The sequence below is a fragment of the Streptomyces xanthophaeus genome (assembly GCF_000725805.1).
Taxonomy (GTDB): Bacteria; Actinomycetota; Actinomycetes; order Streptomycetales; family Streptomycetaceae; genus Streptomyces; species Streptomyces xanthophaeus.
On the sequence record NZ_JOFT01000018.1, the window covers coordinates 1 to 13,881 of the forward strand.

Below are 13,881 nucleotides of genomic sequence, written 5' to 3' on the forward strand. Positions count from 1 at the left end.
CCCCCTCACCGGGCCCAGCCCCCAGCCCCGACGCAGCACCGAAACCCGGCGCCAGCCGCCGCCCCCGGCTCGTCCCCAGCCCAGAACGGCGCCCCAGGCCCCACAGCACCCCCGGGCTCCGGCGGGGCCCCGGGCTCCGCCTCGGTCCCGGGCACCGGCTCGACCCCGGTAACCGGTTCGGCCCCGGCACAGGATGGTGGCCCCGGCTCGGCCCCGGATGCCGGCTCGGCTCCGGCACAGGACGGTGGCCCCGGCCCCGTCGCATTCCCGGGTACCGGCTCTGTCTCGGGCTCCGCCTCGGCCCCGGGTACCGGCTGGGCCCCGGGCTCCGCCTCGGTCCCGGATGCCGGCTCTGTCTCGGGCTCCGCCTCGGCCCCGGGTACCGGCTGGGCCCCGGGCTCCGCCTCGGTCCCGGTAACCGGCTCGGCTCCGGCACAGGACGGTGGCCCCGGCCCCGCCCCGGCCCCGGATACCGGCTCGGCCCCGGGCCCCGCCCCATCCCCGGGCTCGGACCCATCCCCGGGGACAGGCTTGGCCCCGGGCCCCGCCCCATCCCCGGGTACCGGCACGGTCCCGGGTACCGGCTTCGCCCCGGACACCGGGCCGGCCCCGGGTACCGGCTCGGCCCTCGGATCGGCCTCATCCCCGGCTATCGCCTCGGCTCCGGGTACCGGCTCGGCCCCGGACACCGGGACGATCCCCGAGCCGATGCCGCTGCCCGCCCCCGAACCAGCCCGCGGGCCAGGGGCGGCGGAGCCGCAGGACCTGCTCATGCCCCCCGAGCCGCAGCAGGACGGCCTCCGCGGGCAGGACAGGCCGCCGCCTCCCGGGCCGGCGGCCGGCCATGCACCGGCGGCCGTACCCGGGCCAGGAGCGGCGGAACTCCAGGACCGGCCCCTGACTTCCGAGCCGCCGCGGGACCGACTCCCCGGGCAGGACCTGACAGCAACTCCTGGTTCCCACGCCGGGCAGGCGCAGTCCGCCGCATTCAGGCCGGGATCGGCGGAGCTTCAGGACCGACCCCTGGCCCCCGAGCCGCTGCGGGACCGCCTGCCCGGGCAGGACCTGACGCCAACTCCCGTTCCTGCCAACGGGCAGACACCGACTGATGGCCCCGGGTGGGCCGCGGTGGACTCCCCGGCCGGATCCCTCCCCGGGGGAGAGCCGCACGGGGAGTCGCTCCGCGCTGTGCCCCCGCACCCCGAGCCCACGCTCCTTCAGAACCGCCTCCAGGCGCCCGACCCGCAGCAGGACCGGTTTTTCGAGGAAGAGCCGATGCCGACCTCCGGGCCCACGACCGGGCAGTGGCCCACCACTGAGCAGGCGTCGAAGGGCGCGCCTGGGTGGGGGGCGGCCGGCACCCCGGCCGGCGCCCTCACCGGGGCAGCCCCGCACGGGGAACCGCTCCCCGCCACCACCTCGGCCGACGCGCGCCAACTCGGCGCGCCCATGCCCGACTTCGGGGCCGTGGCCCGGCCGACGGGCGCTGTGCCGTGGCGCAGCCCAGGGGCCCGGCCCGCCCCCCACGCCGCTGACCCGGGCGCCCGACTCGGCGAGGCCGACACCATCACCCCCGGACTCGGCCCTGCTGACCCGCAGCCCACGCAGGCGGTGGGATCTCCCGAGGCGGCTGAAGGGTGGCCGACCCACGGGCACCCTGACCCGGCTACCCGATCCCACCACGGGGCGCAGGTCCGCCCCGACAGCCCATTGCGTACCAACCGGCCCGCCCCACAAGGGACCGAGCACCCCGGGACCCCGCCACAAACCCCGACCCCCGCGCCCGGCCAGGACCTGGAACCAGACCGTGCCACCGGATCAACCGGGGCCCCCGTGCCGGGCCTGGGTTCGGCACCCCGCCCGGCCGCGACGCCCGCTTCAGGCGCGAGCTCCGCCCCCGGCCGAGCCACCGCACAGGGCCGCCCGGCCACCGGATCAACCGGGGCCCCCGCGCCAGCCCCCGCACAGGGCGCGGCCGACGGCTCAGCCTTGCCCCCTGGCTCGGCCCCGGCCGCCGAACCCGGCTCGGGCCCGACCCCGGGTGCGGGCGAAGACCCCCCGTCAGCGCCCGAGCCCGGCCCTGCCCCCGGCAACGGCCCGATCCCCGGTACCGCCCCGGCCTCGGAGCGCGGGCCAATCCCCGAGCCCGGCCCTGCCCCCAGCAACGGACCGATCCCCGGCACCGGCCAGATCCCCGGCACCGGCCAGATCCCCGGCACCGGCCCGGCCCCCGGTACCGTCTCCGGGCGGTTCGGTGGGCGGAGGGCCGAGTGGTCCGGTGCGGAGGCCGCCGGTGAGGGGGCGGAGCCGCAGCCGCCGGCTTTGGGAGCCGGGGCAGCGCTGGGTGCGCCGGCGATCGTGCCCCGGCAGAAGGACGGCACCCCCAGGCTCCGGCCCGGCTGGACGGGACCCCTCGGCCCGGAACCCGCAGCCCTGCCCGACCTCCTGGACCACCCCGACCCGGCCGTCGCCGCGGAGGCCGCGACAGTGGAGAACCTGCTCCGCTGCTGGGTCCGCGAAGCCGCGATCCCCCGTCCCGACGGGCCCGCCGGAACCCTGCTCCGCATCCCCCTCCCCGCCTCCGGCGCCGCCCTGCTGGTGGCGGTCCGGCACTGGTCCCTGTCCGGCTGGCACCGCTTCGCCCCCGCCCGGCTCGAAGGTGCACCCGCAGGGGCGCCCGCCCTGGACGCCGTCACCCTTGCCGCCCTCATCGCCCGCGAAGGCGCCGGTGCCGGACGCGGGGGAGCCGACCTCGTCGGCCGGGTCTGCGACTCGGTGCGCCGTACCACCGAGTTCATCGCCGACCGGCGTGAACGCCCCACCGCCCCCGCACCCGTGGCCGGGGACCTCTTCCTCAGCGCCGAACAGTCCCTCCTCCTCGGTCACCCCCTCCAGCCGGACCCGAAGAGCCGCGAAGGACTCTCCGAAGCCGAAGCACGCCGCTACTCACCCGAACTCCACGGCTCCTTCCCTCTGCACTGGTTCGCTGTCGCCCCCGGCGCCCTCGCCACCGACTCGGCCTGGACCGAACGCGGCCGCCCCGTGTCCGCCGCCCAGCTCCTCGGCCGCCTCGCCCCCGGACTCCCGCTGCCCGACGGCACCGCCCCCCTTCCCCTGCACCCCTGGCAGGCCCGCGACCTGATCCAACGCCCCGCCGTCACAGCCCTCTGCGACGCGGGACTCCTGTACGACCTGGGACCCCACGGGGAACCCTGGTACCCCACCTCCTCGGTCCGGACCGTCCACCGCCCCGGCGCCCCCGCGATGCTCAAGCTCTCCCTGGGCCTGCGCATCACCAACTCCCGCCGCGAGAACCTCCGCAAGGAGCTCCACCGCGGCGTCGAGGTGCACCGCCTGCTCCGGACCGGCCTCGCCGAGCAGTGGCAGAGCGCCCACCCCGCATTCGACATCGTCCGCGACCCCGCCTGGATCGCCGTCGACTCCACGGACGGCACGCCCGTCCCCGGCCTCGACGCCCTGCTGCGCCACAACCCCTTCCGCTCGGGCGACGACGCCCTCTGCGTCGCCGCACTGACCGCCCCCCGCCCCTGGCCGGGCCGGGGCATCATGCGGTCCCGTCTCGCCGAGATCGTCTCCGGTCTCGTCGCTGCCACCGGACGGAGCTCCTCCGCCGTCTCCGCCGAGTGGTTCCTGCGCTACCTCGACCACGTGGTCCTGCCGGTACTCGCCTTCGACGCGCTCGCCGGGATCGCCCTCGAAGCGCACCAGCAGAACACCCTGGTCCTCCTCGACCCGGCCGGCTGGCCGGTCGGCGGCCGCTACCGTGACAACCAGGGCTACTACTTCCGCGCTTCCCGCCGCGCGGAACTGGAGCGCCGGCTCCCCGGCATCGGCGGCGCCAGCGACACCTTCGTCTCCGACGACGTCACCGACGAACGCTTCGCCTACTACCTCGGCATCAACAACGTGCTCGGTCTGATCGGTGCTTTCGGATCGCAGCGGCTCGCCGACGAGCGCGTACTCCTCGCCGCCTTCCGCCGCTTCCTCAGCAAGGCCGCGGGCCTCGGGCCGCTCCCCGCGCGGCTGCTCGACTCACCCACCCTGCGCTGCAAGGCGAATCTGCTCACCCGCCTGGGAGGACTCGACGAACTCGTCGGCCCCGTCGACACCCAGTCCGTCTACGTCACCATCGCCAACCCCCTTCACGACTGACGCGTCAGCGCTGACGCCGAGGAGAGCCTCCGATGCCGTCCACCGACACCCCAGCCGGGCCCACCGCACACCGCACCGTCGAAACGCGCCTCGCGCCGCACCTGTTGCCCCTGCTCGCCGAGGCAGACCTCCTCGATTCGCCCGCCGCCTGGGGCAGCGTCACCACCCCCGCCGGAGCCTTCCGCCTCGAACCCGTACGGCCGGGCCGGGACCTGGAACTACTCACCCGGTGGATGAACGACCCCGAGGTGGACGCCTACTGGGAGCTCGCCGGCCCCGCCGCCGTCACCGCCGCGCACCTGCGGGCCCAGCTCGACGGGGACGGCCGCAGCACCCCCTGCCTCGGCCTCCTCGACGGCACACCGATGAGCTACTGGGAGGTCTACCGGGCCGACCTCGACCCGCTGTCCCGGCACTACCCGGCGCGCCCCCACGACACGGGTATCCACCTGCTCATCGGGGACGGCACGAACCGCGGCCGCGGCCTGGGCAGTGCACTGCTGCGCGCCGTGGCCGACCTGGTCCTCGACAACCGCCCTCGCTGCACCCGTGTCATCGCGGAACCGGACATCCGCAACACCCCCTCCGTATCGGCCTTCCTGAGCTCCGGTTTCCGCTGTTCCGCGGAAATCGACCTTCCCGAGAAGCGCGCCGCCCTGATGATCCGGGAGCGGGCGCTGCGCAATCTCCTCTGACTGCCGCCCCGCGCAGCCCCTCACACCTTCCGCTCCGAACGCACCTCTCCCTTCGAAAACTCTGCGTCGCGCAGCAAAGTTCCCGATACCCGAGGAGTTCCGTGCCGAATTTCCCTGCCGCCCCCGACTCCGCCGCCGACTCCCGAGCCTTCGCAGGCCCAGGCCCAGGCCCAGGCATCGCAGGCCCCGCTCCCGCGGACGATGCCGCCATTGCGCCCTCGCCGCAGGACCCCCGTACGCCGCCCGAACTCAACCGGCCGGCCTGGGAGGGGGCCGCCCGCCGGCTGCTCGCCAAGATGCTCTCCGAGTTCGCCTACGAGGAGATCGTCCACCCGGTCCCCATACCCTCGGCCCCCTCCGCCGCCGGTGACGCCTGGACCCTCACCCTCGACGACGGCAGCAGCCTCGGCTTCCGGGCCCGCCGCCGCGCGTACGGCAGCTGGCAGGTCGCCCCGGACAGCGTCACCCTCACCCCGCCGTCCCCGTCCACGGAACCTTCGGCGGCCTTCGCGGACCCGTACGCCTTCCTCGTCCGCGCCCGCAGCACCCTCGGCCTCGACGGGGCCACCCTCGGCCACCTGGTCCGCGAGCTCAGCGCCACCCTCGCCGCCGACGCACGCATCGACCACACCGCGCTCACCGCCGACGTCCTGGCCGACCTCGACTACGCCTCCCTCGAAGGCCACCAGACCGGACACCCCTGGCTCGTCCTCAACAAGGGGCGCATGGGTCTTTCCGCGTCCGACACCGCGGTCTGGGCCCCCGAGGCGCGCACCCGCCAGCGCCTTCCCTGGCTCGCCGCGCACACCTCGCTCGCCGAGTACCGCGGCACCGCGGGCCTGGAGGACCCCGCCCGCCTCTACGCCGCCGAACTCGACTCCCGCACCCGCGCCGCTTTCGACCAGCACCTGCGCGAGCTCGGTCTCGACCCGCGCGGTTACCTCTACCTCCCGGTCCACCCCTGGCAGTGGGACGAGGTCGTCCTGCCCCTCTTCGCTCCGGCCCTCGCCTCCGGAGCCCTGGTCCCGCTGCCCGCCGATCCCGACGTGCGCCTGCCCCAGCAGTCCGTCCGGACCTTCCTCAACCTCACCCGCCCCGACCGGCACAGCCTCAAGCTGCCGCTCTCCGTCTTCAACACCATGGTCTGGCGCGGCCTGCCCAGCGACCTCACCCTCGCCGCCCCGGCCGTCACCGCCTGGATCCACTCCCTGCGCGACGCCGACCCCTTCCTCCGTGACGAGTGCAAGGTGATCCTGCTCGGAGAGGTCGCCTCCGTCACCGTCCGCCACCCCGTCTACGAGCAGCTTCCCGAGGTCCCGTACCAGTACAAGGAACTGCTCGGAGCGATCTGGCGCGAGCCTCTCACCGGCCTCCTCGCACCCGGCGAGCGGGCCCGCACGCTGGCCTCCCTCCTTCACACCGACCCGCGCGGCCGCTCCTTCACCGCCGAACTCGTCGCCCGTTCCGGACTCGCCCCGACCGCCTGGCTCCGGCGCCTCTTCGCCGCCCTCCTCCCGCCTCTGCTCCACTTCCTCTACCGCTACGGCACCGTCTTCTCGCCGCACGGGGAGAACGTCGTCGTGATCTTCGACGAGCGGGACGTCCCGGTCCGGCTCGCGGTGAAGGACTTCGTGGACGACGTCAACATCAGCGCGCAACCCCTGCCGGAGCTCGAATCCCTGCCCGACGAGGTCCGCCGCGTCCTGCTCGCGAAGCAGGCCGACTTCCTGCCCCAGTTCATCCACTCCGGCCTGTTCATCGGTGTCTTCCGTTACCTCTCGGCCCTTTGCGAGGACCGCCTGGGAGTGCCGGAGGAGGAGTTCTGGTCCCTCGTACGGGCGGAGATCCTGCGGCACCAGGCCCGCTTCCCGGAGCTCGAGGAGCGCTACGCACTCTTCGACCTGCTCGGCGAGCGCGTCGCCCGGCTCTGCCTGAACCGGAACCGGCTCTACGAGGACGGCTACCGCGACCGCCCCGAGCGCCCGCACGCCGTCCAGCACGGCTCCGTACCGAACCCCTTGTACCGGGCATGAATCCTCATCGGTGCCGTCGCTGTCGGTGGGGCCCCGTAGGGTTGGCAGTGCTATGACGAAGCCCTCCCTCCCCGACCTGCTGCACGCCGCCGTCTCCGCCGTCGGCGGCACGGAGCGCCCCGGCCAGGTGGCCATGGCGGAAGCCGTCGCCGAAGCGATCGACGACAACTCCCACCGCCTCATCCAGGCCGGCACCGGCACCGGCAAGTCCCTGGGCTACCTGGTGCCCGCCCTTGCCCACGGTGAGCGCGTGGTCGTGGCCACCGCGACCCTGGCGCTCCAGCGCCAGCTCGTCGAGCGCGACCTGCCCCGGACGGTGGACGCACTGCATCCGCAGCTGCGCCGCCGCCCGCAGTTCGCCATGCTCAAGGGCCGCTCCAACTACCTGTGTCTCCACCGGCTGCACGAAGGCGCGCCGCAGGACGAGGAGGACGGCCTCTTCGACCAGTTCGAGGCGGCCGCCCCCACCAGCAAGCTCGGCCAGGACCTGCTGCGCATGCGCGACTGGGCCGACGAGACCGAGACCGGTGACCGCGACGACCTGACCCCGGGCGTCTCGGACCGGGCCTGGTCGCAGATTTCCGTGTCCTCCCGGGAGTGCCTGGGTGCGACGAAGTGCGCCTACGGAGCCGAGTGCTTCGCCGAGGCGGCACGCGAGCGGGCCAAGCTCGCCGATGTGGTCGTCACCAATCACGCGCTGCTTGCCATCGACGCCATCGAGGGCGCCCCGGTGCTGCCGCAGCACGAGGTGCTGATCGTCGACGAGGCCCACGAGCTGGTCTCCCGGGTGACCGGCGTCGCCACCGGCGAGCTCACCCCGGGGCAGGTGAACCGGGCCGTGAAGCGGGCGGCGAAGCTGGTCGACGAGAAGACGGCCGATTCCCTCCAGACCGCTTCCGAGTCCTTCGAGCGGGTCATGGAGCTGGCCCTGCCGGGCCGTCTGGAAGAGGTACCCGAGGACCTGGGCTACGCGCTGATGTCCCTGCGGGACGCCGCCCGCAACGTGATCTCGGCGATCGGCGCGACCCGGGACAAGTCCGTCCACGACGAGGACGCCGTCCGCAAGCAGGCGCTGGCCGCAGTGGAGAACGTCCACTCCGTGGCGGAGCGGATCACCAACGGCTCCGAGTACGACGTCGTCTGGTACGAGCGCCACGACCGCTTCGGTGCCACCCTCCGGGTCGCACCGCTGTCGGTTTCGGGCCTGCTGCGCGAGAAGCTGTTCGAGGACCGCTCCGTCGTCCTGACCTCGGCCACCCTCAAGCTCGGCGGTGACTTCAACGGGGTCGCGGCTTCCCTCGGCCTGTCCCCGGAGGGGGTGGAGGGAGAGGACGTGCCGCTCTGGAAGGGTCTGGACGTCGGTTCCCCCTTCGACTATCCCAAGCAGGGCATCCTCTACGTCGCCAAGCACCTGGCCACCCCGGGCCGTGAGGGCACCCGTGGCGACATGATGGACGAGCTGGCCGAACTGATCGAGGCCGCCGGCGGCCGGACCCTCGGACTGTTCTCCTCGATGCGCGGCGCCAAGGCCGCTGCGGAGGAACTGCGGGGGCGGCTCGACCACCCGATCCTGCTCCAGGGCGAGGAGACGCTCGGCGAGCTGATCAAGGGCTTCGCCGCCGACCCGAAGACCTGCCTGTTCGGGACCCTGTCGCTGTGGCAGGGCGTGGACGTGCCCGGTCCCAGCTGTCAGCTCGTGGTGATGGACCGGATTCCCTTCCCCCGTCCCGACGACCCGCTGATGAGCGCCCGGCAGAAGTCGGTCGAGGAACACGGCGGGAACGGCTTCATGGCCGTCGCGGCCACGCATGCCGCGCTGCTGATGGCCCAGGGAGCGGGCCGACTCGTACGGGCCACCGGCGACCGGGGTGTCGTGGCGGTCCTGGACCCCCGGCTGGCGACCGCCCGGTACGGGAGTTTCCTGCGGGCCACGCTCCCGGACTTCTGGTACACGACGGACCGCAACCAGGTCCGCCGCTCCTTGTCCGCGATCGACGCGTCGGCGACGGCCGACGGGAAGTAGCACGCGTCGTTCGGGCGGCGCCGCACGCAAAGCAGCCCTGGGACCGGCGCAGTAGGTCCCAGGGCTGGCAGTGGGCGGCGGGTCAGACCCGACGCAGTACGGCGACGACCTTGCCGAGGATGGTGGCCTCGTCGCCGGGGATCGGCTGGTATGCCGCATTGTGCGGGAGGAGCCAGACGTGGCCGTCCTCGCGCTTGAAACGCTTGACGGTGGCCTCGCCGTCCAGCATCGCCGCGACGATGTCGCCGTTCTCCGCGACCGGCTGGCGACGGACCGTGACCCAGTCGCCGTCGCAGATCGCGGCCTCGATCATCGAGTCACCGACGACCTTGAGGACGAAGAGCTCGCCGTCGCCGACGAGCTGGCGGGGGAGCGGGAACACGTCCTCGACCGACTCCTCGGCGAGGATCGGGCCACCGGCCGCGATCCGGCCGACCAGGGGAACGTAGGAGGCGGCGGGCTTGCCGGTGGTGTCCGTGGGCTGCGAGCTGGGCTGGTCGGAGCCGCGCACCTCGTAGGCGCGGGGGCGGTGCGGGTCACGGCGCAGGAAGCCCTTGCGCTCCAGGGCCATCAGCTGGTGGGCGACGGAGGAGGTGCTGGACAGGCCGACCGCCTGACCGATCTCGCGCATCGACGGCGGGTAACCCCGCCGCTGCACCGAATCGCGGATGACCTCGATGACCCTCCGCTGCCGGTCCGTGAGCCCGGAGCTGTCGGCGCGGATGCCTGGAGGTCGACCTGGCAGCGAGCGTGCGGGGCGTACGGGCTCCGCCTCCGGGTTCAGGTTTGCGTCGTTCATGGCATGCACCGGCTCAAGTCGGCTCTGGGAGCGGTTCTGGGCAGTGATGGTGGCACTGTCTGCGGTGGTGGTCACGTCGGCCCCTCTCGAAATGTTCTCCCTAGCTGGACAACGGTAGTTGCTTTCGAAAGGTTGCGCCAAACACACGTTCGAGTGAAAAAACGCGGATCGTCCATCGTGGGCATATCAAGGGGTGTATGGACGATCAGTGCGCCGAACGCGGGTTCGGCTCGGCATCCGCTGCTTACGGTACCCTTCCCGGTCGGGTGGCCACCCTCTGGGCCCGCGTCCAGTTTGGCACCGCGGGGCCTCGTGACCGGCTGTCGGACGCTGCGACACGCGGAGTCGCGCAAATCCGCCGCAACCCAAGATCTAGTGGTTGGATGAGCGCTGCCGCCCAGAAGTTGTGGTCCTCGGGTCTCCTGAGGCCCCCGACATCGCATATGCTGGTGGCTGCTTCACGAGCCCCCGGAAGAGATCCGTCCCTTCCGTTCAGGGGCCTCGCGAGGTGATTCAGTCGTGCCGAGAGGGAGGGTGAGGGAACCATGCACTGCCCCTTCTGCAGGCACCCCGACAGCCGCGTCGTCGACAGCCGCACCACGGACGACGGCACGTCGATCCGCCGGCGCCGTCAGTGCCCCGACTGCTCCCGTCGCTTCACGACGGTGGAGACGGCCTCGCTGATGGTGATCAAGCGCAGCGGGGTGACCGAGCCCTTCAGTCGTACCAAGGTCATCTCCGGCGTCCGCAAGGCGTGCCAGGGACGACCCGTCACCGAGGACGCCCTCGCCAAGCTCGGCCAGCGGGTCGAGGAAGCGGTGCGCGCCACCGGGAGCGCCGAGCTGACCACCCACGACGTGGGTCTGGCCATACTCGGCCCGTTGCAGGAACTCGACCTCGTCGCGTACCTGCGGTTCGCGTCCGTCTACAAAGCGTTCGACACCCTTGAAGACTTCGAGACCGCCATCGTGGAACTGCGCGAGCGGCGGCCTCACCCCGAAGAGTGCGAGCCCGGTGGGACCGTTCCGGTCCCCGTGCCCGCCTCCGCCGCCGACTGACCGGACTCCCGCGCCGCGGTGTTCTCGCACCGGGGTGCGGCCGGTGGGTCGTGCGAAGAGACGTAGATACAAGACACAGCACCGTGCCGCGGAATAACGCTGGCACTTTAGGGCGTTTTTGCCCGCATATGGGAGGCCTGGCATGACAGAGACGGCGAGCGGCTCGGCACGTGGTTCCCGCGCCAAGGGGACCAAGGCTGCCAAGGGCGGCCTGCGGATCGAGCGCATCCACACCACCCCCGGCGTGCACCCGTACGACGAGGTGAGCTGGGAGCGCCGTGACGTCGTCATGACCAACTGGCGCGACGGCTCGGTCAACTTCGAGCAGCGTGGCGTCGAGTTCCCCGACTTCTGGTCGGTGAACGCCGTGAACATCGTCACCAGCAAGTACTTCCGCGGCGCGGTCGGCACCCCGCAGCGCGAGACCGGTCTGAAGCAGCTGATCGACCGGATCGTGAAGACGTACACGAAGGCCGGCGAGGACTTCGACTACTTCTCCTCGCCCGCCGACGCGGAGATCTTCGAGCACGAGCTCACCTACGCGCTGCTGCACCAGATCTTCAGCTTCAACTCCCCGGTGTGGTTCAACGTCGGTACGCCCCAGCCGCAGCAGGTCTCCGCCTGCTTCATCCTGGCCGTCGACGACTCCATGGAGTCGATCCTCGACTGGTACAAGGAAGAGGGCATGATCTTCAAGGGCGGCTCCGGCGCCGGCCTGAACCTCTCCCGCATCCGCTCCTCCAAGGAGCTCCTCTCCTCCGGCGGCAACGCCTCCGGTCCGGTCTCCTTCATGCGCGGCGCCGACGCGTCCGCCGGAACGATCAAGTCGGGCGGCGCCACCCGCCGCGCGGCCAAGATGGTCGTCCTGGACGTGGACCACCCGGACGTCGAGGACTTCATCGCCACCAAGGTGAAGGAAGAGGAGAAGATCCGCGCGCTGCGCGACGCGGGCTTCGACATGGACCTGGGCGGCGACGACATCACGTCCGTCCAGTACCAGAACGCCAACAACTCCGTCCGTGTGAACGACGAGTTCATGACGGCCGTCGAGAACGGCACCGAGTTCGGCCTGCGTGCCCGCATGACCGGCGAGATCATCGAGAAGGTCGACGCCAAGGCGCTCTTCCGCCAGCTGGCCGAGGCCGCGTGGGCCTGTGCCGACCCGGGCATCCAGTACGACGGTGTGATCAACAACTGGCACACCTGCCCCGAGTCCGGCCGCATCACCGCGTCCAACCCCTGCAGCGAGTACATGCACCTGGACAACACGTCCTGCAACCTCGCCTCGCTGAACCTGATGAAGTTCCTCAACGACGACGGCAAGGGCAACCAGTCCTTCGACGCCGAGCGCTTCTCCAAGGTCGTCGAGCTCGTCATCACCGCGATGGACATCTCCATCTGCTTCGCGGACTTCCCGACGCAGAAGATCGGCGAGAACACCCGCGCCTTCCGCCAGCTGGGCATCGGCTACGCCAACCTCGGCGCCCTGCTGATGGCCACGGGCCACGCGTACGACTCCGACGGCGGCCGCACCCTCGCCGCGTCGATCACCTCGCTGATGACCGGTACCGCGTACAAGCGCTCCGCCGAGCTGGCCGCGATCGTCGGCCCGTACGACGGCTACGCCCGCAACGCCGAGTCGCACAAGCGCGTCATGAAGCAGCACGCCGACGCCAACGCCGTCGCGCCGCGCACCGAGGACCTGGACAACACGATCTGGGCCGCGGCCACCGAAGCCTGGCAGGACGTCCTGCGCCTCGGCGAGAAGAACGGCTTCCGCAACTCCCAGGCCTCCGTCCTCGCGCCGACCGGCACCATCGGTCTCGCGATGTCCTGCGACACCACCGGGGTCGAGCCGGACCTGGCCCTGGTCAAGTTCAAGAAGCTCGTCGGCGGCGGCTCGATGCAGATCGTCAACGGCACCGTTCCGCAGGCTCTGCGCCGCCTGGGTTACCAGGAGGAGCAGATCGAGGCGATCGTCGCCCACATCGCCGAGCACGGCGTGGTCGTCGACGCCCCGGGTCTGAAGACCGAGCACTACTCGGTGTTCGACTGCGCCATGGGCGAGCGTTCCATCTCCGCGATGGGCCACGTCCGCATGATGGCCGCGATCCAGCCCTGGATCTCCGGCGCGATCTCGAAGACGGTCAACATGCCGGAGACGGCGACCGTCGAGGAGATCGAGGAGATCTACTTCGAGGCGTGGAAGCTGGGCGTCAAGGCGCTCGCGATCTACCGCGACAACTGCAAGGTCGGCCAGCCCCTCTCCGCCAAGAAGAAGGAGGAGGAGAAGGAGGAGGTCACCGCCAAGACGGAGGAGACCATCCGCGCCGCCGTCGAGAAGGTCATCGAGTACCGTCCCGTCCGCAAGCGCCTCCCCAAGGGCCGCCCGGGCATCACCACCTCCTTCACGGTCGGTGGCGCCGAGGGTTACATGACGGCGAACTCCTACCCGGACGACGGTCTGGGCGAGGTCTTCCTGAAGATGTCCAAGCAGGGCTCGACCCTCGCGGGCATGATGGACGCCTTCTCCATCGCCGTCTCGGTCGGTCTGCAGTACGGCGTGCCGCTGGAGACCTACGTCTCGAAGTTCACCAACATGCGCTTCGAGCCGGCCGGCATGACGGACGACCCGGACGTGCGGATGGCGCAGTCGATCGTCGACTACATCTTCCGTCGCCTGGCGCTGGACTTCCTGCCCTTCGAGACCCGTTCGGCCCTCGGCATCCACACCGCCGAGGAGCGCCAGCGTCACCTGGAGACCGGCTCCTACGAGCCCCTCGAGGACGAGCTGGACACCGAGTCGCTGGCCCAGTCGGCCCCGCTCGCCGCGGTGCCGGCGGCGCCGAAGCCGGTCGCGTCCGCTCCGGTCCCGGCCCCCAAGACGGCGCACAGCAACGCCGAACTGGTCGAGATGCAGCTCGGCGTCTCCGCCGACGCCCCGCTCTGCTTCTCCTGCGGTACGAAGATGCAGCGCGCCGGCTCCTGCTACATCTGCGAGGGCTGCGGCTCCACCAGCGGCTGCAGCTGATGCCGGCCCCCGTACGGGGGTGAACGTCCCGCCCAGGGCGCTGGTGCCGATGTCCCGGCGCCACCGCCC

General features: G+C 72.0%; 7 protein-coding genes. 6 read left to right on the forward strand and 1 reads right to left on the reverse strand.

The window, feature by feature from the left end; all coding sequences use genetic code 11:
* Positions 1-2,322: 2,322 nt before the first annotated feature.
* The 4 genes from IO30_RS0112540 to IO30_RS0112555 all read left to right on the forward strand — a co-directional run bounded on the left by IO30_RS0112540 (position 2,323) and on the right by IO30_RS0112555 (position 8,924).
* Positions 2,323-4,173: an IucA/IucC family protein gene (locus IO30_RS0112540; protein WP_051902174.1), complete on the forward strand. Its 1,851-nt coding sequence runs from the start codon at positions 2,323-2,325 to the stop codon at positions 4,171-4,173.
* 32 nt (positions 4,174-4,205) lie between these two features.
* A complete protein-coding gene (locus IO30_RS0112545) occupies positions 4,206-4,868 on the forward strand; it encodes a GNAT family N-acetyltransferase (protein ID WP_031142320.1) in 663 nt (220 codons plus the stop codon).
* Positions 4,869-4,969: 101 nt separating this feature from the next.
* Positions 4,970-6,901 (forward strand): IucA/IucC family protein, encoded by a 1,932-nt coding sequence (locus IO30_RS0112550; RefSeq protein ID WP_373316462.1) that lies wholly within the window; start codon positions 4,970-4,972, stop codon positions 6,899-6,901.
* Between the two features lie 52 nt (positions 6,902-6,953).
* Positions 6,954-8,924 (forward strand): ATP-dependent DNA helicase, encoded by a 1,971-nt coding sequence (locus IO30_RS0112555; protein WP_031142324.1) that lies wholly within the window; start codon positions 6,954-6,956, stop codon positions 8,922-8,924.
* An 82-nt stretch (positions 8,925-9,006) separates the two neighbouring features.
* Here IO30_RS0112555 and lexA read toward each other — a convergent pair whose 3' ends face one another.
* The gene (lexA, locus tag IO30_RS0112560; RefSeq protein WP_031142326.1) at positions 9,007-9,798 is read right to left on the reverse strand and encodes a transcriptional repressor LexA; all 792 of its coding nucleotides are present in this window, start codon (positions 9,796-9,798) and stop codon (positions 9,007-9,009) included.
* Between the two features lie 470 nt (positions 9,799-10,268).
* Here lexA and nrdR point away from each other — a divergent pair, with 470 nt between their 5' ends.
* Both nrdR and IO30_RS0112570 read left to right on the forward strand, forming a co-directional pair.
* Positions 10,269-10,781 carry a transcriptional regulator NrdR gene (gene nrdR, locus IO30_RS0112565; RefSeq protein ID WP_031142328.1) on the forward strand — a complete coding sequence of 171 codons (513 nt, stop codon included), beginning with the start codon at positions 10,269-10,271 and terminating at the stop codon, positions 10,779-10,781.
* 142 nt (positions 10,782-10,923) lie between these two features.
* On the forward strand, positions 10,924-13,812 hold the full coding sequence (locus tag IO30_RS0112570; RefSeq protein WP_031142330.1) for a vitamin B12-dependent ribonucleotide reductase: 2,889 nt from the start codon (positions 10,924-10,926) through the stop codon (positions 13,810-13,812).
* Positions 13,813-13,881: the final 69 nt, after the last annotated feature.